The 21,133-nt window shown below is 64.8% G+C and carries 18 protein-coding genes and 1 pseudogene; 7 read left to right on the forward strand and 12 right to left on the reverse strand.

Annotated elements, in window-relative coordinates; translation table 11 throughout:
- Window positions 1-15: 15 nt before the first annotated feature.
- Together AC1ROK_RS10115 and AC1ROK_RS10120 are read left to right on the forward strand one after the other, a co-directional pair.
- Window positions 16-351 (forward strand): hypothetical protein, encoded by a 336-nt coding sequence (locus AC1ROK_RS10115; RefSeq protein ID WP_492846432.1) that lies wholly within the window; start codon window positions 16-18, stop codon window positions 349-351.
- A 133-nt stretch (window positions 352-484) separates the two neighbouring features.
- A pseudogene (locus AC1ROK_RS10120) lies at window positions 485-895 on the forward strand (cell wall hydrolase); the annotation flags it as partial.
- A 226-nt stretch (window positions 896-1,121) separates the two neighbouring features.
- Here the strand turns inward: AC1ROK_RS10120 and AC1ROK_RS10125 are convergent.
- Window positions 1,122-1,805: an exopolysaccharide biosynthesis protein gene (locus tag AC1ROK_RS10125; protein ID WP_492846434.1), complete on the reverse strand. Its 684-nt coding sequence runs from the start codon at window positions 1,803-1,805 to the stop codon at window positions 1,122-1,124.
- Between the two features lie 53 nt (window positions 1,806-1,858).
- Window positions 1,859-2,512 carry a DUF2076 domain-containing protein gene (locus AC1ROK_RS10130; RefSeq protein WP_492846436.1) on the reverse strand — a complete coding sequence of 218 codons (654 nt, stop codon included), beginning with the start codon at window positions 2,510-2,512 and terminating at the stop codon, window positions 1,859-1,861.
- Window positions 2,513-2,684: 172 nt separating this feature from the next.
- Here AC1ROK_RS10130 and AC1ROK_RS10135 point away from each other — a divergent pair, with 172 nt between their 5' ends.
- Window positions 2,685-3,344 (forward strand): sulfite oxidase-like oxidoreductase, encoded by a 660-nt coding sequence (locus tag AC1ROK_RS10135; protein WP_492846438.1) that lies wholly within the window; start codon window positions 2,685-2,687, stop codon window positions 3,342-3,344.
- A gap of 101 nt (window positions 3,345-3,445) precedes the next feature.
- Here AC1ROK_RS10135 and AC1ROK_RS10140 read toward each other — a convergent pair whose 3' ends face one another.
- Both AC1ROK_RS10140 and AC1ROK_RS10145 read right to left on the reverse strand, forming a co-directional pair.
- Window positions 3,446-3,949: a DUF1993 domain-containing protein gene (locus tag AC1ROK_RS10140; RefSeq protein WP_492846440.1), complete on the reverse strand. Its 504-nt coding sequence runs from the start codon at window positions 3,947-3,949 to the stop codon at window positions 3,446-3,448.
- A gap of 32 nt (window positions 3,950-3,981) precedes the next feature.
- Window positions 3,982-4,443, reverse strand: a complete 462-nt coding sequence (locus AC1ROK_RS10145) for a PM0630 family protein (RefSeq protein WP_492846442.1) — start codon at window positions 4,441-4,443, stop codon at window positions 3,982-3,984.
- Between the two features lie 196 nt (window positions 4,444-4,639).
- On the opposite strand from AC1ROK_RS10145, the gene AC1ROK_RS10150 reads away from it, so the two are divergent.
- From AC1ROK_RS10150 to AC1ROK_RS10160, 3 genes are all read left to right on the forward strand, one after another.
- Window positions 4,640-5,332 carry a hypothetical protein gene (locus AC1ROK_RS10150; protein ID WP_492846444.1) on the forward strand — a complete coding sequence of 231 codons (693 nt, stop codon included), beginning with the start codon at window positions 4,640-4,642 and terminating at the stop codon, window positions 5,330-5,332.
- Window positions 5,333-5,478: 146 nt separating this feature from the next.
- Entirely contained in the window at window positions 5,479-5,961 is a 483-nt protein-coding gene (locus AC1ROK_RS10155; RefSeq protein WP_492846446.1) for a hypothetical protein, read from the forward strand.
- A gap of 339 nt (window positions 5,962-6,300) precedes the next feature.
- The gene (locus AC1ROK_RS10160; RefSeq protein ID WP_492846449.1) at window positions 6,301-7,776 is read left to right on the forward strand and encodes an AMP nucleosidase; all 1,476 of its coding nucleotides are present in this window, start codon (window positions 6,301-6,303) and stop codon (window positions 7,774-7,776) included.
- Window positions 7,777-7,805: 29 nt separating this feature from the next.
- Here AC1ROK_RS10160 and AC1ROK_RS10165 read toward each other — a convergent pair whose 3' ends face one another.
- The 4 genes from AC1ROK_RS10165 to aspS form a co-directional block, all read right to left on the reverse strand.
- Window positions 7,806-8,096 carry a Dabb family protein gene (locus AC1ROK_RS10165; RefSeq protein ID WP_492846451.1) on the reverse strand — a complete coding sequence of 97 codons (291 nt, stop codon included), beginning with the start codon at window positions 8,094-8,096 and terminating at the stop codon, window positions 7,806-7,808.
- Window positions 8,096-10,387 (reverse strand): NADP-dependent malic enzyme, encoded by a 2,292-nt coding sequence (locus AC1ROK_RS10170; protein ID WP_492846453.1) that lies wholly within the window; start codon window positions 10,385-10,387, stop codon window positions 8,096-8,098. Before AC1ROK_RS10170 ends, AC1ROK_RS10165 begins: the two co-directional genes overlap by 1 nt.
- Window positions 10,388-10,606: 219 nt before the next feature.
- Window positions 10,607-12,196 carry an EAL domain-containing protein gene (locus AC1ROK_RS10175; protein ID WP_492846455.1) on the reverse strand — a complete coding sequence of 530 codons (1,590 nt, stop codon included), beginning with the start codon at window positions 12,194-12,196 and terminating at the stop codon, window positions 10,607-10,609.
- Between the two features lie 178 nt (window positions 12,197-12,374).
- On the reverse strand, window positions 12,375-14,147 hold the full coding sequence (gene aspS, locus AC1ROK_RS10180) for an aspartate--tRNA ligase (protein WP_492847378.1): 1,773 nt from the start codon (window positions 14,145-14,147) through the stop codon (window positions 12,375-12,377).
- A gap of 222 nt (window positions 14,148-14,369) precedes the next feature.
- On the opposite strand from aspS, the gene rnd reads away from it, so the two are divergent.
- Window positions 14,370-15,536 (forward strand): ribonuclease D, encoded by a 1,167-nt coding sequence (gene rnd, locus AC1ROK_RS10185; protein ID WP_492846457.1) that lies wholly within the window; start codon window positions 14,370-14,372, stop codon window positions 15,534-15,536.
- 11 nt (window positions 15,537-15,547) lie between these two features.
- Here rnd and AC1ROK_RS10190 read toward each other — a convergent pair whose 3' ends face one another.
- The 4 genes from AC1ROK_RS10190 to AC1ROK_RS10205 are packed head-to-tail and all read right to left on the reverse strand — an operon-like array spanning window position 15,548 to window position 21,099.
- Window positions 15,548-17,086 carry a Ppx/GppA phosphatase family protein gene (locus tag AC1ROK_RS10190; protein WP_492846459.1) on the reverse strand — a complete coding sequence of 513 codons (1,539 nt, stop codon included), beginning with the start codon at window positions 17,084-17,086 and terminating at the stop codon, window positions 15,548-15,550.
- The gene (locus AC1ROK_RS10195) at window positions 17,083-19,296 is read right to left on the reverse strand and encodes an RNA degradosome polyphosphate kinase (RefSeq protein ID WP_492846461.1); all 2,214 of its coding nucleotides are present in this window, start codon (window positions 19,294-19,296) and stop codon (window positions 17,083-17,085) included. Before AC1ROK_RS10195 ends, AC1ROK_RS10190 begins: the two co-directional genes overlap by 4 nt.
- Entirely contained in the window at window positions 19,250-19,981 is a 732-nt protein-coding gene (locus AC1ROK_RS10200) for a P-loop NTPase family protein (protein WP_492846463.1), read from the reverse strand. The genes AC1ROK_RS10195 and AC1ROK_RS10200 overlap by 47 nt, the downstream gene beginning before the upstream one ends.
- Complete coding sequence (locus AC1ROK_RS10205; RefSeq protein WP_492846465.1) at window positions 19,978-21,099, reverse strand: AI-2E family transporter; 1,122 nt, start codon at window positions 21,097-21,099, stop codon at window positions 19,978-19,980. The genes AC1ROK_RS10200 and AC1ROK_RS10205 overlap by 4 nt, the downstream gene beginning before the upstream one ends.
- Window positions 21,100-21,133: the final 34 nt, after the last annotated feature.

Consider the following 21,133-nt stretch of genomic DNA (forward strand, 5'->3'; position numbering starts at 1 on the left):
AGAGGAGCTCCAGCCATGGCCCATTCCCGCGGTTTCGACCTGTCCCAGTTCACCGACGATGCCCAGGAACGCTTCGGCCGCCAGTTCGCGAGCCTGGCGCGTGATGCTGGCCACCTGTCCAATGCACTAGCCCGCTACAGCAATGGCGCGCGGCACGATGTCAGCCACCTGGCGCACGACTTCGCCGACGAGGCGCTGCACCAGGGCGCCGTCGCCGCACGGGTACTCGGCAAGCAGGCGTGGAAGGCCGGCAAGGCCGTGCGCCGCGACCCGGCGCCGACCATGGCGGCGCTGGTCGGGCTCGCCTGCCTCGTCAGCCTGGTGATGGCGTCGGGCAACCGGCGGCGCTGACATCCTCAACGCACTCTTAACTCCGGCACGTGCATTCTAGGGAGCACGGGCAGCGTCAGCCCGGCTCCTTAGTTGTGTTTGCGTTCTGGAGTCATCGTTGGCAGGGTCACTCAAGCTGCTGTTCGCGGCGCCGATGTTGTTGAGCCTCGTCGCCGGCTGCGCCACCTTCTCACTCGGCGGCCTCTCCTCGCGCGATTGCCTGGCACGCGCGATGTATTTCGAATCCAACCGTTCCAGCGAAGACGGCATGCTGGCGGTCGGCACGGTGGTGATGAATCGCGTCGCCGACAAACGCTACCCGCAGTCGGTCTGCGGCGTGGTGGGACAGAAGAACCAGTTCGCTCCCGGCGTGCTGAGCAAGAAGATGACCGAGAAGCGCTCGGCGGCAATGGCTTACGGCGTTGCCGACCGAGTGCTGCGCGGCGCCCGTCACCCGACGCTGTCGCGCGACGTGAAGCATTTCCACACGGCCGGCTACCGGTTCTCGTACAACAACATGTTCTATGTGCTGGAAGCGGGCGGGAACAATTTCTACGAGAAGCGCAAAGCCGGCACGTTCACCAACGATCCGTTCGCGGCGCTGGCCTATTGGTGAGTGCCCTTGAGCATTTCACCCCTGAGCTGCGCTCTCTCAGCCTCAGCCGTTGCCGCAGCATCCCACTCGGTTCCCGCCCGCGCGGGAATGACGTCGGTGGTGGGCCGAGACAGTGTACCTCGCCGGATGGCGTTGAGCCGCCTCGCCCGCTGCCGCATCTCGACGGTGAAACGTTCTAGAGCACCGGCACCGGCGGCGTTGCACCGAGCCCGAAGAAGCTGAACACCACACTGACCGTCCAGGTGATCAGCACCCAGTAGATGCCGGCGACCACCACGGTGGAGACGATTCCCACCAGGGCGCCCAGCACGATCCAGATGCCGTCGCGCTCGAGCAGACCGAGGGCGATGATGCAGATGGCGATCGACGGGGCCATGTTGGCGCCCGGGATCGGCAGCAGCACCAGCAACGCCATGACGAACGCCACGAAGCCGGCGAAGTAGACCGCCGGGCGCCTGGCGAGAAACTCGAAACGGGGCTTCATGATGCCTTCGGCGCGGGCCAGCCAGGGCGAAGCCGCTTTCATGACGCGGTGGAAATCGACGCGGCTCAGCGAGCGATCGGTGATGATGCGCGGCAGCCAGGCGTTCATCCCCAGCATCAACTGCGCGGTGAGAAACACCAATGGTGCACCGACGATCGCCGATACACCGGGCGGCATCGGCAGTGCGGTGATGATGGCAAAGATGAACATCAGCGCGCCGAGCGCGCGCCGCTTCAGCGCTTCCAGCAGATCGCCGATGGAAATCCGGTCTCGGTCCTCCGCCGAAGCAATCGCCATAAGGATGGCCGAGAGGCGATCCGCTCCCTCGGCCTTGTCTACCTTCGAAAGGTCGATCTCAACATGCGGTTCTGTCATCGGCCGCGATCATGCCCAGCGATTCCCCGACGCCGCAACCCCATGGGGCTGCGTCAGAAATCCCCACCCATGTCGAAGCCGCCGCCATCGCCACCGCCGAAATCGCCCCAATCCCCGCCGGACTGGTCGCCGCCATCCTGGCCTGCGCCCTGATCCTGGTCGTTGACATTATCGTTACCGGCGTCAGTGGCGGGCTGGTCGTTGGCCGGGCTCTCCGCAGCATGCGCGCCGCCAGCGCCGAACAGCGAACCAATGGCGCTGCCGAGCAGCACACCGCCGGCGACGCCGAGCGCGGTCTGCGCAGCGCCGGCAAGGAAGCCGCCCTGCCCCACCTGGCCGCGCTGATAGCGATTGTCGGCCGCATCGTCCTGGCGATCCCATGGGTTGCGATTACGCTGCACCGGCTGGCGCTCGTCGTAGCGGTTCTGCCTGCCACGCCCATCGTAGAACAGGCCGCCGAACATTCCGCCGCGACCGCGCTCCTCGGCTTCCCCTTCCAGCTCGGCGATGCGGCGCTCGGCGACCTCGAGGGCGTGCTGCTGCACGAGAATGGTCTGCGCCATGTAGTACGGCGCGCCCGGCTGCCGGACGATCTCACGGTCGATCAGGTCCTGCGCCTCGGGATCGCGCTCAGGGTTCCTGCGCTCGACATCGGCAAGCCGATCGAACAGGCCTTCGATGGCGCGGCGGTCTTCGGGGTTCAGCATCTTCACTCTCCAATGTTGAACGATCCCGGAAAACATGGGGACCGTTGCCGGGCCTCACAATGGGTAGGATGGCCATAATCGGACATGAGGCGACGACGAGCCGCCGGCGCAGGAATGTCCATTGACTTGCCGCACCGGTCGGCGAAGCTTGAGCAACGCAAACGAGGCCAGCATGTCCAGCGACGACGATCTCCCCGAAGACAGCAAGCTCACCAAGACCAAGTCGCGCTGGGCCGAACTCGGCAAATTTCTCACCGGGCAGTTGTCACGGCCCGAAGATGCCCGCCTGCCGCCGGGCCAGCACCTGGTGAAGAACTGGCCGATCCTCGACCTCGGGCAGACCCCGAACGTCTCCAAGGAGGTCTGGCGCCTCGATATCGCAGGCGAGGTCGAGCGGCCGCAGACCTGGTCGTTCGACGACCTGATGGCGCAGCCGCAGGCCGACAAGCTCAGCGATATCCACTGCGTCACGAGTTGGTCGCGCTACGATAACCACTGGAAGGGTGTCACCACGCACCAGCTGATGGATGCGGTTGGCGTGAAGCCGGAAGCGCGCTTCGTGCTGTTCACCTCAAACGACGGCTACACCACCAACATGGCGATCGAGGATTTCGCCTCCGAGGACGCGCTGATCGCCCATACCTGGGAGAACGAGCCGCTCAGCCGCGACCATGGCGGCCCGGTACGGCTGGTGGTGCCGCACCTCTATTTCTGGAAGAGCCCGAAATGGCTCAAGCGCATCGAGTTCGCGGAGCGCGACCATCGGGGCTTCTGGGAAGTGCGCGGCTATCACAACCACGCCGACCCGTGGAAGGAAGAGCGCTACTCCTGATGTCGGCAGTCGGCAGTCGGCAGTCGGCAGTCGGCAGTCGGAGAGTTGGGCGGAAGAAGCCCTGCCCGTCTACTGCGGACTGCCGACCGCCTACTCCTATCTCAGCCGCCGGTGAAGTCGCGCTTGCCGATCGGCACGCCGTTGTGGCGCAGGATCGCGTAGGCGGAGGTGATGTGGAAGAAGATCTGCGGCACGGCGTTGAGCGTCACGTGCTCGATGGCCGGGACCTGGGTGTCCTCGCCGCGCACCTTCAGCGTCAGCGTCTTGCCCTCGCTGCCGGCGAGATCAGCCTCGGAGAAGGTCGCAACAAACTCGAGTGCTTTCTTCAGCCGGGCGCGCAGGTCCGCCAGCGTCGTCTCGTTGTCTTCCCAGCTCGGCGGCGTGCGACCGGTCAGCCGCGCCAGCGTGAACTTGATGCGGTCGGTGGTCGACTGCACCTGGAACGACAGCGGGTGCATGTCGGGCGCCAGCCGCGACGACACCAGCACCTCCGGCTTGATCTTGCGCTCGGCGGCGTTGACCTCGGCCTTCACCAGGATGGCGTCGAGGTTGTTCAGGTAGCGCGTGAACACCGGCACGGTGATCGCGTACATGGAAAGCGACATAGGCAGTCCTCAGGGGTTGGTAGGCAGATGGATCACCAGCTGTGGTCGACGCTGCGCTCGCGCGGCTCGGGCTGGGCGATGGAAGGCCAGTAATAGTCCTCAGGCAGGACCACCTGGAAATCATAGGAAACGAGTTTATCGCCATCGACCGCAATGGCGATCGAGTGGGCGCCGACCGGATCGCCAGGCGCAACGCACCAGCTGTGGCTGAACCAGCCCTCCCCGTCGAGTTCGGGAGTAAAGGTTCGGGTCGCAACCTTGCCGTCGGCCGAAATGTCGATGCCGTCGTCGGGGTCGGTCAAGAGCGTGCCCCAATCCGCGAGCGGCACCGGCAGACTCAGGGTTTCGGTGGCGGTCTTGGGCGCGGTGCCCTCGGCCAGCCGCACGTACCAGTTGTAGCAGGCGTTTCCCGGCAGCAGCGGCACAACGGTATCGTTCAGCACTTCGTCCTCGCCGGCATAGCGGAACGTGACCTGAAACACCGAATCGGTCATCTCCGCCGCCAGGGATGGGCCGGCGACGAGAAGACCAATCAGCAGTGCAGAGGTTGAAACCGGCAGACGCATAATCCCTCCCCGCGTGCGGGGCGAAACATAGCGGCAAGCCGCTGACGCCGGAAGCGAATTTGTAACGGCCTCTCGCGGCGCCTCCCGGCTGCTGACATAGTCCCCACACAACAGGAGCTCGAAAATGCGCCGACTGCTGACCGTGCTTGCCGTGGTTTCCGTGACATCGCCGGCACTGGCCCAGGCCGGCGCCCAGGATTACGACAGCTTTGTCCCGACGACCGAGCTGGTCACGGCGACCGAGGCCCCTCCCGACACGGCTTTGGTCCGCCGCCTGTTCACCCTCGCCTTCACCGAGCCCTGCAACGCAGCCATCGACGGCGGCTATGGCGGCACCGAACCGCAGGTGTTCGACCTGACCTACAAGGGCAGCTACGACGAGCCGGATGCCGCCGAGCGCAAGTTCCGGCTCTACCAGTTCAACTGCAACGGCGGAGCCTACAATCTCAGTTCGGTGTTCTATGGCTGGGACGAGATCGACGGGCTGCAGCCCCTCAGTCTGCCTTCACCGAGCATCAAGCCGACCTACGACGAAGCTGCCGGCGATGGCGACGGCAAGCTGGTGAAACTCCAGCTCACCGGCATGACGGCCAGCTTTCTGGTGACTAACGCGGAAGTCGACGCCAAGTCGGGAACCATCGCAGCCACGGCTTACTGGCGCGGCATCGGCGACGCCTCGAGTACCGGTGTGTGGTCGCTGGCCGACGGTGAGTACCGGCTCGTCAGCTATGACGTCGATGCTTCCTACGATGGTGAGGTGAACCCGATCCGGGTATTCGACCGTTCAGCACCCGAGGACATCAGCCTGCCGAACTAGGCGACGATACTACGCGTGGACGCGCGAACCCTTCGGTAAGCATTGAAGCAATGTGAGCGCGTCGGTCATATTGTCCTCCGTTTCAAGGTGTTAGCCTCGCCACCGCGGACGTTGCCGAGCTCCGGCAGCGCATTGGAGAAAGCCTCATGAGCGTCGTTCGGTATCTTGCCGGCGTGGTTGCCGGCCTCATCATCATACTTGCCAGCTTCACCCCGACTTACGCGCAGGACATGGAGACCCGGGTGATCGTGCCCGACGTACCCGGCGGCGCCCTGTTCACCGGCTGCTACCAGGTGCAGCAGCGCCTCTACGGCCCCTATCGCATGACTTTCTGCCTGGAACAGCGCGGCACCTACACAGTCCGTGGTGGCGGTGTGCGTTGCGACGGCCGCCTCACCTGGAATGCCCGCGGCCGTGACATCAATATCCAGCTCAAGCGCACCTCGTGCGGCAATGGTGTGGCGTGGAGCGCCGATCGCATGACCTGCCGCGGCGGCAACCTGCTGCCAGCCTTCCTCGCGCGGATCATCGTTCCTGACCTGCCGGTGCTGCAGACGCTGCGCTGCACCTACACCCCGTCGGTTTCGAGCGAGCGCCCGACGCAGATTACTGCCCGTCGCGTCGACTGACATCGCCGGCGTGTCACCGACATCGCCCTGTCATCGGCACAAAATAAGAGGGCCACGAACCATTTCTGGTTCGTGGCCCTGAGAAGCGCCGGCCGCACTGTTGAGGGCTTGGGGGCAGCGGCGGGCAACTTCTCCTGCGTTCACCGGTGCATGGGTCGTTTGCAGTAGTCCGATGAACTCCACTCTAAGATGGGTGTCCTTTGCGGCATGAAAAGTGCCTTCACCGGAAGGTGAAGAACATGAACAGCTCGTAAGGTGCGCCGATTGCCCAACAGCCGAGAAGCCCCTAAGGATGGGCTGCAAAGCGGTGCTTCGCATCGCCTTGCCAACGAGAAGACCATGGACACCATCACCCCGCCGGGCCTCCCGCAAAAGGCGTTCACCGATCCGCACGCCGCCTGGGCCTATGTCGCCGAGATTTACCACCGCAACACCGGTTTCATTCGCGAGCAGCTGCTCGGCCTGACGCGTGGCCGCGTCCCCAAAGGCCGGGTGCGGGCGTTCTATCCGGAAGTGCAGGTCACCTCGCGCAGCTATGGCAAGACCGACAGCACCCTGCCCTATGGGTACCTGCATACGCCGGGTATCTATCGCACCACCATCACCGCACCTGATCTGTTCAAGAATTACCTGATCGAACAGTTCGAGGTGATCCTCAGGAATCACGGCGGCGCCATCGAGGTCGGCGAATCCTCGACCCGCATTCCGCTGCATTTCGCCATCCCCTCGACCGAGCGGATCGACGGCGAGGCGATCAACGCCCTGCCGATTCCGTTGCGCGACCTGTTCGATGTGCCGGACCTGCAGGATACCGACGACGAGATCGCCAACGGCACGTTCGTGCCGCCGCCCGGCGGCCCCTATCCGCTGGCGCATTTCACCGCACCGCGCGTCGACTATTCGCTGCAGCGGCTCAGCCACTACACCGGTACCGAGGCCGAGCATTTCCAGAACTTCGTGATCTTCACGAACTACGGCTTCTACATGGATGAGTTCGCCCGCGTGGCCGAGCGCTACATGCTCGAAGGCCATCCCGAGTACGACAGCTTCGTCGAGCCCGGCGGCTTCGTGACGCTCAACCAGCGGCTCGGCGGCGGCACCTCGGGGCTGCGCGCCACGCGCATCCCGCAAATGCCGGCGCTGCACCTGACCATGCCGCGCAACCGCGGCATTACCATCGTCAACATCGGCGTCGGGCCCTCCAACGCCAAGACCATCACCGACCACATCGCAGTGCTCAGGCCGCATGCCTGGATCATGCTCGGCCACTGCGCCGGCCTCCGCAACTCGCAGGAACTGGGCGACTATGTGCTCGCCCACGCCTACCTTCGCGAAGACCACGTGCTCGATGCCGACCTGCCGGTGACAGTGCCGATCCCGGCGCTTGCGGAAGTGCAGGTGGCGCTTGAAAAGGCCGTGGCCGAGATCACCCATCTCGAGGGCATCGAGACCAAGCGCATCATGCGCACCGGCACCGTGGCGACCTTCGATAACCGCAACTGGGAGCTGCGCGACCAAGCCGAGATCACCCGGCAGCTGTCGCAATCCCGCGCCGTCGCGCTGGATATGGAATCGGCCACCATCGCCGCCAACGGCTTCCGCTTCCGCGTCCCCTACGGCACGCTGTTGTGCGTCTCAGACAAGCCGCTGCACGGCGAGCTGAAGCTGCCCGGTATGGCGTCGGACTTCTACCGCACCCAGGTCAACCGCCACTTCCAGATCGGGTTACGCGCCATGGAAATCCTCCGCGACCAGCCGCCGGAGCGGCTGCATTCGCGCAAGCTCAGGAGCTTTGCCGAGACGGCGTTCCAATAGGCCGGTGACACGGTCTCGTGCTTCGAGGATCAGATCGCCTCGTAGTCGATCTCCAGGAACTTCTCGACCTCACGGTCCCAGCGTTCCCGCACGAACTTCACGTGCTTGGGGTGCTCGTTGTAGGCCGTGTAGGCGGCCTGATCGGCGAACTCCATCGAGAAACCGAACTCGTAGTCGTTCTTCTTGGACACCTGTCGCAGCTGCTCGAATTTCTTCACGCCTGGGATTTCCTTGAGCACCATGGCGTCACGGAGAAAGGCCTTCTCCATCAATGAACCGTGGGCGTGCTTCAAATTGAATACGACAGTATGCCGGATCATCAGGTCCTCTCCCCCAACGCTACCGCTTCGCTGGCGGCAATTGCCGTCATATTGACGATTCCGCGGCTGGTGGTCGAGGGGGCAAGGATGTGGGCCGGGGCGCGTGGTCCCATCAGGATCGGCCCGACCGCCAGCGCGTTGTTCATTTCCTTGAGCAGCGTCATCGACAGGTTGGCGCTGTCGAGGTTGGGGAACAGCAGAAGGTTCGCCTCGCCCTTCAGCACCGAGTCCGGAATGTAGCGGCTGCGCAGGTCCTCGTTGAGCGCCAGGTCGCCCTGCATTTCGCCCTCGACGATCATCCCCGGGGCCACCGCCTTCAGCTTCTGGTAGGCCTCGCGCATCTTGTAGGCGGTGTCGCCGTCACGCGAGCCGAAGTTCGAATAGCTGAGCAGCGCCGCCCTGGCCTCGATGTTGAAGCGCCTGAGATGGTCGCGCGCCTGCAGCGCGATCGCCACCAGCTCGTCGGGGGTCGGGTCCATGTTGACGTAGGTGTCGGCGAGGAAGAACACGCCGCGCGGCATGATCAGCATCGACAACGCCGAGACGTCCTTTACGCCATCCTGCAACCCGATGATCGAGCGGATATCGCGCACGTGCTTGATGAAGCGGCCCTGGAAGCCGCAGAGCATGGCATCGGCATCGCCACGCTTCACCGACAGCGCCGCGATCACCGTGGTGTTGGTGCGGACGATCGTCTTGGCGATATCAGGGGTCACGCCGTTGCGGCCGACCAGCGAGTGGAACAGCTCGACATAATCGCGATAGCGCGGATCGTCCTCGGGGTTCACCACCTCGAAGTCACGGCCCGGCTTGATGGTCAGCCCGAAGCGCTGCAGCCGGCTCTCGATCACCTGCGGGCGGCCGATCAGGATCGGCAGCGCCATGCGGTCTTCGATCATCACCTGCGCGGCGCGCAGCACGCGCTCATCCTCGCCGTCGGCAAAGGCCACCCGCTTCTGCTGGCCGATCACCTTGTCGATCACCGGCTTCATGACGAGGCCCGAGCGGAAAACGAAGCGGTTGAGGCTGTCGTGATAGGCCTGGAAATCGGTGATCGGGCGCTTGGCGACGCCCGACTCCATCGCCGCCCGCGCCACGGCCGGCGCGATGCGGAGGATCAGCCGCTGGTCGAACGGGTTCGGGATGATGTGCTCGGGCCCATACACGGCCGGCTGGCCGGAGGGCGAGACTTCCAGCCCCGGATCATGCGCCAGCTTGGCGATCGCCTGGGCCGCCGCCAGCTTCATCTCCTCGTTGATGGTGGTGGCGCCGACGTCGAGCGCGCCGCGGAAGATGAACGGGAAGCAGAGGACGTTGTTGACCTGGTTGGGATAGTCCGAGCGCCCGGTGCACACCATGGCGTCGGGGCGGATTTCCTTGGCCACCTCGGGCATGATCTCGGGGTTCGGGTTGGCGAGCGCCAGGATCAGCGGGTTCGGGCCCATCTTCTCAAGCATTTCGGGCTTCAGCGCGCCGGCCGCCGAAAGGCCGAGAAAGATGTCGGCGCCGTCGATCACCTCGGCCAGCGTCGTGGCGTTCGACTGCCGGCAGAAGCGGCCGCGCCACTTGTCGTTGACGTCGTCGCGCTTGTCAGTCAGCAGCCCGTCCTTATCGGCCACCCAGATGTTCTCGAGCTTTGCACCCAAGGCGACGAGAATGTTGAGGCAGGCGATGGCCGCCGCCCCTGCCCCGGAGGTGCAAATCTTCACGTCCTCGATTTTCTTGCCGCTGAGCTCCAGCCCGTTCAGCACCGCGGCGCCGACGATGATCGCCGTGCCGTGCTGGTCGTCATGGAACACCGGGATCTTCATGCGCTCGCGCAGCGCTTCCTCGATGGCGAAGCACTCGGGCGCCTTGATGTCCTCGAGGTTGATGCCGCCGAAGGTCGGCTCGAGCGGCCGCACCACCTCGATGAATTTCTGCGGATCGGTCTCGTCGATCTCGATGTCGAACACGTCGATGCCGGCGAACTTCTTGAAGAGCACGGCCTTGCCCTCCATCACCGGCTTACTGGCCAATGCACCGATATTGCCGAGCCCGAGCACGGCGGTGCCGTTCGAGATCACCGCCACGAGGTTGCCGCGCGAGGTGTACTTGGTCACTGCCTCGGGATCGGCGGCGATCTCCTCGCAGGGGGCCGCCACGCCAGGCGAATAGGCCAGCGACAGGTCGCGCTGGTTGCCGAGCGGCTTGGTCGCCTGAATCTCAAGCTTTCCGGGCTTGGGGAACTGATGGAAATGCAGCGCCGCTTCACGCAGCGCCTTCTTCTGTTCGGTCACGTCGGCAGACATAAATACCCTCCCGGAAACTCACGAGTGAGTGCCACTAATCGAGGGCGATGAAAAGGCAGGGATCGAGGGAAACTGAAGGTGGATCTTCCTTCATCAGTTCCCCAACCACCGGTCATCCCCGCGAAAGTGGGGACCTCCGTTTGCGATGCCTCCGCGCGCACCAAAACAGAGGTTCCCGCTTTCGCGGGAATGACACCGAGTATGAGGCGGCAAGGCCCCCTAGGCCGCGCTCACCTGCACCAGCCCCGGCAGCACCACCGGAGCATTCAAGGCCCGCGCCAGATCGCGGAAGGCGCCGGCCTTCAGCGCCGGGGCGAAGAGATAGCCTTGCGCCTGCACCACGCCGCGCGCCCTGAGATACAGCGCCTGCGCTTCAGTCTCGACGCCCTCGGCGACGATCTCGGTGCCGAGGTCGCGCGCCATGGCGATCAGCCCGTCGAGCACAGGCACCGGCGCGCCCTCGGGCTTGATCATGTCGACGAACACCCGGTCGATCTTCACCACATCGACGCCGAGCGTCTGCAGGTAGGCCAGGTTCGAGTGCCCCGTGCCCGCGTCGTCCATGGCCAGCCGGCAGCCCAGCGCATGCAGCCCGGCGATGACGCTCTGCGCCTGCGCCATCTTCTCGAGCGGCTTGCGCTCGGTGATCTCGAACACCAGCTGACGGAAACTGATCGCCGAGTTGGCGAAGATCGTGTGCACGTCGTCGACGACGTTGCCGTCGCGGAAATGCCCCTCGAACAGGTTGATCGAGATATTGAGGTCCGGCATGTCCCCGCAGAGGCCGCTCAGGTCGGCCTTGACCTGCTGCATCAGACTGACCGTCATCGGCAGCGCCAGCCCCGTCACCTCGGCATAGTCGATGAACGCCCCTGGTGGCACCACTTCGCCGTTCTTCTTTTCCCACCGGCAGAGCACCTCGCAGCCGGCCAGCGCACCGGTCCTCAGGTTGATTACCGGCTGGTAGTAGGGCTTCAACTCCCCCGCAGCGATCGCCCGCTCCAGGTCGAAGGCCGGCAGGTCCGACCGGCGCAGGTATTGCAAGGCGAGGATCAGGAACGCCCCGCACATCAGCGCCGCCCCCACGGTGAAGCTCGCGTCGAGATCGCCGTAGTCGGCCCGCACCATGGCGAAGGGCACGGCTGCCGCCACCCGGATCGGCAGCTCGCCGGCGAAGCTCTCTGCGGTGATGAACTCGACGTCGCCGCGGTTGTCATAGGCCTTGGGGTCGCCGACGGTGACGATCTCCGCCCCGTCGGTCAGCGACACCCGCACCATCGAGGTCGGCTTCAACCCATTGAGCAGGCTATCCGGCTCGGCCGCCAGAATCGGCACGAAGGCCGACACCTTCCGGGTCGTGCCGAACGCCTGCGTCACCTTCAGCGAAGGCATCCGGAGGTCGGCGTATTTCGCCACCTCGATGGTCTCGGTCTGGTTCGGTACCGACAGCGGGCGCGACAGCGGCGAGTATTTCACGTCCTTGCCGAGCGCGTCGCAGTACTGCACCCCGTCGGCATTCTCGACCAGCACCTGCTTCAGATAGAGGCTGACCTCCATCTGCCGATGCACATTGGCGATGAAGCTGGGCGTGCAGAGCGAGGGGCTTTCGGCGAGGATGCGCCGGAGCGACGAGATGGCGTCGTAGGCCGTCGCCTGCACCCGGCTCGCCACCGCATCGACCGACTGCTGCAACAGCGCCCGCTCGCGTACCCGCACGTAGGAATCGAGCACGAGATCCACGGCCATGAGCGGCAGGAACGCGGCAATGGCCGCGAGCAGCATCAGCACATTGGCATACTTGGACTTCAAGCGAATCCGCCCCCGACGGAGATAGGCAACAAATGCCTAGCGGGCGGACTTTAAGAGAGTGTTAACGATGATTTACCCGTCGTGCCGAAATGGGACGCCGGTGGTCGGTAGCTGCGATCACAAACGGATGTTGCCGCACGCTCGGAAAGAGAAAGGGCGCCCGACGGCGCCCCCTCACTCACTTGGTATCGGCGATCACCCGCACGTGCAGCTCGCGCAGCTGCTTGGGCTCGGCCGGGCTCGGGGCGCCCATCAGCAGGTCTTCGGCCTGCTGGTTCATCGGGAACAGCGTGATCTCGCGCAGGTTCTGCGCGCCGCAGATCAGCATGACGATGCGGTCGATGCCGAACGCCGCGCCGCCGTGCGGCGGGGCGCCGTACTGGAAGGCGCGGTAGAGGCCGCCGAACTGCTCCTCGACCTCGGCGCGCGACTTGCCGGTCAGCTCGAACGCCTTGACCATGGTCTCGGGCAGCTGGTTACGGATCGAGCCCGAGGCGATTTCGAAGCCGTTGCACACCGCGTCATACTGGAACGCCTTGATGGTCAGCGGATCCTGAGTGTTCAGCGCCTCGATGCCGCCCTGCGGCATAGAGAACGGGTTGTGCGCGAAGTCGAGGCGCTTTTCTTCCTCGCTCCACTCGTAGAACGGGAAGTCGACGATCCAGCAGAGCTTGAACTGGTCGAGCTGGGTCAGGTTGAGGTCGAGACCGATCTTCACCCGCGCTTCGCCAGCGAACTTGTACATCTTGTCCGGGCGACCCAGCACGAAGAATACCGCGTCGCCATCGGCAAGACCGAGCTGGGTGCGGATCGCCGCCGTACGCTCTTCGCCGATGTTCTTAGCCACCGGACCGGAGCCGGCGCCATCCTTGAAGAAGATGTAGCCGAGGCCCGGCTGGCCCTGGCCCTGCGCCCAGGCGTTCATGCGATCGCAGAAGGCGCGGCTGCCGCCGGTCTTGGCCGGAATGGCCCAGACTTCGACCTTGGCATCGCTGGCGATCTGGTTGGCGAACACGCCGAAGCCCGAGCCACGGAAGTGTTCGGTGACGTCCTGCATCTCGATCGGGTTGCGCAGGTCCGGCTTGTCCGACCCGTACTTGCGGACCGCGGTGTCATACGGGATGCGCGGCCATTCCCTGGTCACCGGCTTGCCGTCGGCGAACTCCTCGAACAATCCGGTGATAACGGGCTGCATGGTGTCCCAGATTTCTTCCTGGGTGACGAAGCTCATCTCGAGGTCGAGCTGGTAGAACTCGCCCGGCAGGCGGTCGGCGCGCGGGTCCTCGTCGCGGAAGCACGGCGCGATCTGGAAGTAGCGGTCGAAGCCGGCCACCATCAGCAGCTGCTTATACTGCTGCGGCGCCTGCGGCAGGGCGAAGAACTTGCCCGGATGGATGCGGCTCGGCACCAGGAAGTCGCGCGCCCCTTCGGGCGACGACGCGGTGAGGATCGGCGTCGAGTACTCCGCAAAGCCGATATCGCCCATGCGGCGGCGCATCGACGAGATCACCTTGGTGCGCTTGACGATGTTGGCGTGCAGCGTCTCGCGGCGCAGGTCGAGGAAGCGGTACTTGAGGCGGATGTCTTCCGGATAATCCGGCTCGGCGAACACCGGCAACGGCAGCTCGGTGGCTTCGCTCAGCACTTCGAGCTCGCGGATGAACACCTCAACCTCGCCGGTCGGCTGCTTGCCGTTGACCGTCTCGGGGGTACGCTGCTTCACTTCGCCATCGACACGGATCACCCACTCGGAGCGCACCGTCTCGGCCAGCTTGAACGCCTTGGAATCGGGATCGATCACCAGCTGCGTCAGCCCATAGTGATCGCGCAGATCGATGAACAGCAGGCCGCCGTGATCGCGGACGCGATGCACCCACCCCGAAAGCCGCACATTATTGCCCACGTCACCCTGACGAAGGGCGGCGCAGGTGTGGGTGCGGTAGCGGTGCATTTCACTCATCTCTTGTCTCTGAGGCAGGCGGATTTCGGGGCCGGACAAGCGCACGCGAGGGCGCAATTGTCAAGTTGAGCTGCCCCGGATCCAGATCCGCGGGAAGAGCACCAGGCGGCCCCGACACGCCGAGCAACCGTGACTTATTCGCCACTCTGTGCTCGCCATTCGCGTGTCCCACTGTTATTCAGGGCTGGTAAGCCTTGTGACGAAAGAGTCTTGATGGAGCTCATTACTTCGACCGACGTGCTCGCCGCCTTTTCGAAGCGCGCCGCCGGTTATGATTTCGTGACGGTCGATACCGAGTTCCTGCGCGAAACAACCTACTGGCCGAAGCTCTGCCTGCTGCAGGCGGCAACTCTCGACGAAGCGGTCCTGATCGATCCGCTCGCCCCCGGCCTCGATTTGTCGCCGTTCTTCAAGCTCCTCGCCAACGACAAGGTCCGCAAGGTGTTCCATGCCGCCCGGCAGGACATCGAAATCTTCGTCAAGCTGACCGGCAAGGTGCCCGCCAACATCTTCGATACCCAGGTCGCAGCCTCCGTCTGCGGCTTCGGCGACAGCGTCAGCTACGACAACCTGGTCCGTTCGATCACCAAGGTCGAGCTCGATAAATCGTCCCGCTTCACCGACTGGTCGGCCCGGCCGCTCACCGAGAAGCAGAAGGTTTACGCGCTCGCCGACGTCACGCACCTGCGCGATGTCTATGCGGCGCTGGTCAAGCAGGTCGACGATACCGGGCGCTGGGACTGGGTGGAGGACGAGCTCGCGGTACTCGAGTCGATCCACACCTATGTGGTGCAGCCCGAGCACGCCTGGGAACGGCTCAAGGCCCGCCTCGCCAAGCCGCGCGATGTCGCCGCCCTCAAGGCGCTGGCCGCCTGGCGCGAGCAGCGCGCCCAGGATACCGACCAACCGCGCAGCCGCATTCTCAAGGACGATGCGTTGATCGAGCTGGCCATGCAGCGGCCGCTCAATCCCGAGAGCTTTGACAAGCTGCGCGCCGTGCAGCGCGGCTATGGACGCTCGTCGGCCGCCGGCGAGATCGTCTCGATCCTCAAGGATGTCGAAGCGCTGGGCAAGTCCGACCTGCCCAAGCTGCCCGACCGTCACCGCGGTCCCTCGCCCAAGGGCGCAGTCGGAGACCTGCTCCGCGTACTGCTGAAATCGGTGGCTGAGGACAACGGCGTCGCCTCGCGCATCATCGCCACCTCCGACGATATCGACGCGCTGGTGCTCGACGACGACGCGGACGTGCCGGCACTGAAGGGCTGGCGCCGCAAGCTGTTCGGCGACAAGGCGCTTGCCATCAAGCACGGCAAGCTTGGCCTCGCGGCTAGCAAGAAGGGCGTCATCGAAATCGAGATCATCGACGACGACGAAGAGTAGGGCCGAGCGCCCTACCCCGCCACGACATCCGTCAGCTTGATCCCCACCACACCGGCGAGTTGATCCAATCGGCCGCGCAGGTGCTCGCCGTCGAGGAAGGCGAGGTCGCTCGGCAGATTGAGCTTCAGAATTCCCTTGTCGATGAAGAAGCCGACGCGCGGCAGCACGCCGGGCATGGCCGCCGACATCGGATAGGCGACGCGGAACGCGGCGCCTAGAAGACGCGCGCGGGCGCTCATCGCCGGCCCGGAGAGCGCCAGCACGCTCTGGCTCATCGATTTCTGCTTCAGCCCCATATAGCGAACCGCCAGCACCTCGGCGAGGAAGGCGCGACCTGGATGATCGACGCCGGTGGCCGAGCCGTAGGCGACCATGTCGACCGCCTGCTCGCCGCGATAGTCGGGGTGACCGCGCCAGCCAATGTCGGCGAGGTAACAGGCGACCTTGCGCAGCCGGGTCTCCTCGACCGTCTCGGAGATGCCGAGGGTGGTCAAAAGCTCCGCGGTGAAATCGATCAGGTCTTCGGCATGCGCCGGCGAACGGGAGCGTAGCACGCTCATCTGCTCGGCGGTCTGCATCAGCGGGTCGACAGCGCGCTCCTCGTCATCGAGCAGGCCGTAGAGGTAGCCCTCGCGCACGCCCAGGGCCGAGAACACCACTGTCTCGAACTTGCCGGCCTTCAGCACCTCGATCAGCACCGCCGCGCCGTAGGGTACGAGGTCACGCCGGCCGGAGCTGACATGCTCCGAGCCGGTATAGGGCTTGTTCGCCGCCGTCGCCGTGACGATGTCTTCGCACAGCTTCAACATGTCGCTGGCTTTGACGGCATAGTGCTGCACCATGTGCAGCGGGTAGTCGCGCAGCACCTGGTGCACCTTGGCGAGCGACCGCCAGGTGCCGCCGATGGCGCAGAAGCTGCCGCCCTGCCCTGCCATCAGCTTGGATTTCTTCAGCCGCTGCTTGGCGATGGCCTGCGCCTTACTGGGCGAGACATCGGAATCGTCCTGCAGCCGGATGACGCCAAGTTCGTGCGTCTCGCCGGTGGAATCAGTACCGCCCGCGATGGAGGAGAGCTCGAGGCTGCCGCCGCCGAGGTCGCCGACCACGCCGACGAAGCCCGGCATGCCGGAGATCGCGCCAAGCGCAGCGAAGTGCGCCTCCTCCGCCCCCGACAGCACGGTCACCTTGGCGCCCATGATTTCTTCGACGGCGTCGACGAAGGCCTTGGAATTGGAGGCCTCGCGCACCGCCGAGGTCGCGAGGATATGAGTGGTTCCCGCCCGCATCAGTTTGGACACCAGCGCGAAGCGCTGGATCGCGGTCAGTGCGCGATCGATGTTCTCGTAGGCAATCTTGCCTGTCTGGGCGAGGCCGCGGCCGAGGGCACAGGCGGTCTTCTCGTTGTAGAGCGGGGTCAGCGAGCGGGCATGCCGCTCATAGACCACCAGACGGACCGAGTTGGACCCGATATCGAGCACGGCAACAGGTCGCGCGCCCTTGAGGCGGCCCTGCGCGGTGGGGTCGGCGTCGACGCCCCAGTATTGGTTCACTGGCTTCTCTCTTCGTTGTCGCGCTTCAGCGCCGTACCGCGGCCCGACAGGCTCGCATGCGTCATGAAGTAGTCGTGCGCATTGTAGGGCTCTTCGCCCTCCTTGGGCCTGATCCTATCGGAACTGCCGTCCGGAAGCACCTCCCAGCTTTGCTGGTTGTCCTTCAAATATGCGACCATGGTCCGGTCGAGGATCTGCTCGTGCACCGTGGTGTTGAGTATAGGCACCATCACCTCGACGCGCCAATCGAGGTTGCGCTGCATGATGTCGGCCGAACTCATGTAGACCTTGGCCCGGCGCGAGGGCAGCGGCGCCCCCTGCCCGAAGCAGAAGATGCGGCTGTGCTCGAGGAAGCGGCCGACCAGCGACTTCACCCGGATATTGTCGGAGAAGCCCGGAATGCCCGGCCTCAGGCAGCAGATGCCGCGGACGATCAGCTCGATCTTCACGCCCTTGCGGCTCGCATCGTAGAGCGCGTCGATGATCTCGGGATCAACCAGCGCATTCATCTTCAGCCAGATGTTGGCCGGCTCGTTCCGCTCGGCGAATTCGACCTCACGGGCGATATGGTCGAGCAGCGTCTGCCGCAGCGTCACGGGCGAGAAAGCGATCGCCTCCATCTCCGCCGGCCGGGCGTAGCCGGTGATGAAATTGAAGACGCGCGCCACGTCGCGCGTGATCGATGGCTCGGTCGTGAAGTAGCTGAGGTCGGTGTAGATCTTGGCAGTGATCGGGTGATAGTTGCCGGTCCCCAGGTGACAATAGCTCACCAGCTTGCCGCCTTCGCGCCGCACCACCTGGCTCATCTTGGCGTGGGTCTTCAGCTCGATGAAGCCGAACACCACCTGCGCGCCGGCGCGCTCGAGGTCGCGAGCCCAGCGGATATTGGCCTCTTCGTCGAAGCGCGCCTTGAGTTCGACCAGCGCCGTCACGGACTTCCCCGCCTCGGCTGCCTGCACCAGCGCCTTGACGATCGGGCTGTCGCGCGAGGTGCGGTAGAGCGTCTGCTTGATCGCCACCACATCAGGGTCGCGCGCCGCCTGCATCAGGAACTGCGCCACCACGTCGAAGCTTTCGAACGGATGGTGGACCAGCAGGTCCTTGGCGCGGATGGCGGCGAAGATATCGCCATTGTAGTCGCGGATGCGCTCGGGGAAGCGCGGCAGATACGGCGTGAACTTGAGGTCCGGCCGGTCGATGTCGCAGATCCTGGACGCATCGGCGAGACCGAGGAAGCCCTCCACCTCGAACGTGTCGCTGGCGCCGACACCCAGCCGCTCCGAGATGTGGCGGCGCAGGGCGCGCGGCATCTTCTTTTCGATTTCGAGGCGGATCACCATGCCGCGGCGGCGCTGGCGCAGGGCGGATTCGAACTCCACCACCAGGTCGGCAGCTTCGTCGTCGATTTCGATTTCGCTGTCGCGGATGATGCGGAAGGCGCCGGAACCCGACACCTGATAACCCGGAAACATCTTGTCGATGAACCGGTTGATCAGCGTGTCGATGGTCACCACCTCGACCCGGTTCGGCGCCGCCAGTTCATTGGGCAGCGTCACGAAGCGATCGAGGTTCGAGGGCACGCGCACCAACGCGGTCAATGTCTGCGTCGTTCCCTCGCGCACCATCTCGAAAGCCAAAGTGAAGCCGAGATTGGGGATGAACGGGAACGGGTGCGCCGGATCGACCGCAATCGGCGTCAGCACCGGGAATATCTCCTCCCGGAACAGCTTCTGCAGGTATTTCACCTGCTCCGGCGTCAGGTCATCCGCCTCGTGGATCACCACATCCTTGGCGAACAGCTCCTCGCGCAGCTGTTGCCAGTGATCCTGCTGCTCGAGATGCAGGTGCTGCGCCAGCGTCGCGATCTCTTCGAGCTGCTCGGCCGGTGACAACCCGTCGGCGCTCTGCTTGGTGAGGCCGGCGCGCAGCTGTCCCTTGAGCCCCGCAACGCGCACCATGAAGAACTCGTCGAGATTGTTGGCCGAGATCGAGACGAACCGCAGCCGCTCGAGCAGCGGGTGATTGACGTTCCCCGCCTCCTCCAGCACGCGCATGTTGAACTGCAGCCAGCTGACCTCGCGGTTGACGAAGCGCGCCGGGCTCTGGCGCAGCTCGGCAACGTCGGGCGCCTCCTCCTGCGGCTGTTCGGCGATTTCGCTCATCTCATTCATCGTCGTCGGCTCCGAGATCGAGGGCCAGCTGTCGGTCATCACGCGCTGCGCTCCGCTGCCTGAGCGCTTCGCCGGCAATGGCGCGAGTAATGGCAGTGCCACGCTCGAGCGCCATGCGGTCCATCATTGACGCAAGGGCAACCGCCTCTTCCGACGATCGTTCCATGCGCGCCACCAGATAGGCGATGATCCTGGGTTCAACAGCCACCTGACGATCGTCGAACAGCTTCACGAACATCTGTGACAATTGGATATCGTCGCTCAGTGACACGGTGAAATGCGCCGCGAGTCGAGCCCGCGATTTCAGATCATCGGTTGCGAACGGCCAGTTTGCAACGGGCTGACGTGCCGTCAGCAGCAGCGGACGGCGGTCGCGCATCGACTGGTTAAGCAGGTGGAACAGCTCGGCCTCGGCGTAGCCTGCCCGGTCGGCATCCTCGACCACCAGCGGCTGCGTGCCGCCGTCGCGAGACAGCGCCTCGGCGGTCTCGGGCGTAGCATGCCCGGCCCCTGCCCGTTCGGCCCAGATACGGGACAAATGCGACTTGCCTGAACTCGCCGGCCCTTCGATCAGCGTCAGCGGACCCGGCCAGTGCGGAAACGCCAGCACATGCGCGTGCGCCAACCGGTTGCCCTCGCCGACGATGAAGTCGTCCTCGGCATGCGAGGCCTCGTGTCCGAGGTCCAGCGCCAGCTGTCCGCGTCCGAGCTGCAGGCTGGTCATTTCTCCGCCGTGGCGCGCGGTTTTCGCGTGGGCTTACTGGCGGCAGGCTCGGGAACCGGTGCCGGCGACGGCAGTTCCTCGGAGCCGAGATAGAGGCTCGACTGCTGGTATTTGGTCAACGCGAAGCGCGTCAGCACGCCCGAGATCGCAGCCAGCGGCACCGCCAGCAGCAGCCCGACGAAGCCGAACAGCAGCGCGAAGGCAAACAGGGCGAACATCAGCCAGACCGGGTTGATGTTGATGCTCTGCCCGACGAGCTTGGGATAGAGGATGTTCCCCTCGAGGAACTGGCCGACGATGTAGATCATCAACACGATCAGCACGAACACCCATTGATCGGGCCAGAACTGCACCAGAGCCACCGTCATCGACAGAGCGAAGCCGACGAGGAAGCCGACATAGGGTACGAAGCTCAACAGCCCGCCGATCAGGCCGATGGCGAGGCCGTAGTTGAGCCCGGCCAGTGTCAGCGCGGTGCAGTAGTAGACGCACAGCACCAGGATCACCGAGCCCTGGCCGCGGATCACGCCTGCCATGGCGCCGTCGATATCGGCGAGCACGCCGCGAATCTCGCTGCGATAACGGCGCGGCAGCAGGTCATCGACCTTCTTGACCATGCCCTCCCAGTCGACCAGCAGGTAGAACGCCACCACCGGGGTGATGAACAGCACCGCGATGGTGTTGATCACCGTGAGCCCGCTCTGCGCCAGCGTCGCGGTGAGGATGCCGGCGAACTCGACGCCGCGGCCGATCAGGTCGGTCAGGCTGCCTTCGAGCTGCGCCGTGCGCTCCGGACCCAGCCACTCGGTGAACTGCGGCATCCATTGGCGCAGAAGATCCTGCAAATCGGCCACATATCCGGGAAGACCAGCTATGAGCCCACCGATCTGCACGGCGACCAGCGGCACCAGGGCCAGCAGCAGCCCGAGCAGCAGGATCAGAACCAGCAGCAGCACCAGCATCGAGCCCCACGAGCGCCCAATGCCAAGCTTCTGCAACCAGTTGACCACCGGATTGAGCAGGTAGGCGAGCGTCAGGCCGACGACGAACGGCAGGAGGATCGAGCGGAACACCCAGAGCAACAGGATGGCCGCAACAAACAGCCCAGCCCAGATCATTACCTGATATCTTAGGCTCAAGGTCCCGGGCGTC

This window comes from Devosia sp. GW821-FHT12F11, assembly GCF_058806655.1.

What these genes read in the sequence shown, in the direction of transcription:
- AC1ROK_RS10115 (WP_492846432.1), top strand. Translation starts at nt 16, where the DNA reads ATGGCCCATTCCCGCGGTTTCGACCTGTCCCAGTTCACCGACGATGCC.
- AC1ROK_RS10125 (WP_492846434.1), bottom strand. Translation starts at nt 1,805, where the DNA reads ATGACAGAACCGCATGTTGAGATCGACCTTTCGAAGGTAGACAAGGCC.
- AC1ROK_RS10130 (WP_492846436.1), bottom strand. Translation starts at nt 2,512, where the DNA reads ATGCTGAACCCCGAAGACCGCCGCGCCATCGAAGGCCTGTTCGATCGG.
- AC1ROK_RS10135 (WP_492846438.1), top strand. Translation starts at nt 2,685, where the DNA reads ATGTCCAGCGACGACGATCTCCCCGAAGACAGCAAGCTCACCAAGACC.
- AC1ROK_RS10140 (WP_492846440.1), bottom strand. Translation starts at nt 3,949, where the DNA reads ATGTCGCTTTCCATGTACGCGATCACCGTGCCGGTGTTCACGCGCTAC.
- AC1ROK_RS10145 (WP_492846442.1), bottom strand. Translation starts at nt 4,443, where the DNA reads ATGACCGATTCGGTGTTTCAGGTCACGTTCCGCTATGCCGGCGAGGAC.
- AC1ROK_RS10150 (WP_492846444.1), top strand. Translation starts at nt 4,640, where the DNA reads ATGCGCCGACTGCTGACCGTGCTTGCCGTGGTTTCCGTGACATCGCCG.
- AC1ROK_RS10155 (WP_492846446.1), top strand. Translation starts at nt 5,479, where the DNA reads ATGAGCGTCGTTCGGTATCTTGCCGGCGTGGTTGCCGGCCTCATCATC.
- AC1ROK_RS10160 (WP_492846449.1), top strand. Translation starts at nt 6,301, where the DNA reads ATGGACACCATCACCCCGCCGGGCCTCCCGCAAAAGGCGTTCACCGAT.
- AC1ROK_RS10165 (WP_492846451.1), bottom strand. Translation starts at nt 8,096, where the DNA reads ATGATCCGGCATACTGTCGTATTCAATTTGAAGCACGCCCACGGTTCA.
- AC1ROK_RS10170 (WP_492846453.1), bottom strand. Translation starts at nt 10,387, where the DNA reads ATGTCTGCCGACGTGACCGAACAGAAGAAGGCGCTGCGTGAAGCGGCG.
- aspS (WP_492847378.1), bottom strand. Translation starts at nt 14,147, where the DNA reads ATGCACCGCTACCGCACCCACACCTGCGCCGCCCTTCGTCAGGGTGAC.
- rnd (WP_492846457.1), top strand. Translation starts at nt 14,370, where the DNA reads ATGGAGCTCATTACTTCGACCGACGTGCTCGCCGCCTTTTCGAAGCGC.
- AC1ROK_RS10195 (WP_492846461.1), bottom strand. Translation starts at nt 19,296, where the DNA reads ATGACCGACAGCTGGCCCTCGATCTCGGAGCCGACGACGATGAATGAG.
- AC1ROK_RS10200 (WP_492846463.1), bottom strand. Translation starts at nt 19,981, where the DNA reads ATGACCAGCCTGCAGCTCGGACGCGGACAGCTGGCGCTGGACCTCGGA.
- AC1ROK_RS10205 (WP_492846465.1), bottom strand. Translation starts at nt 21,099, where the DNA reads ATGATCTGGGCTGGGCTGTTTGTTGCGGCCATCCTGTTGCTCTGGGTG.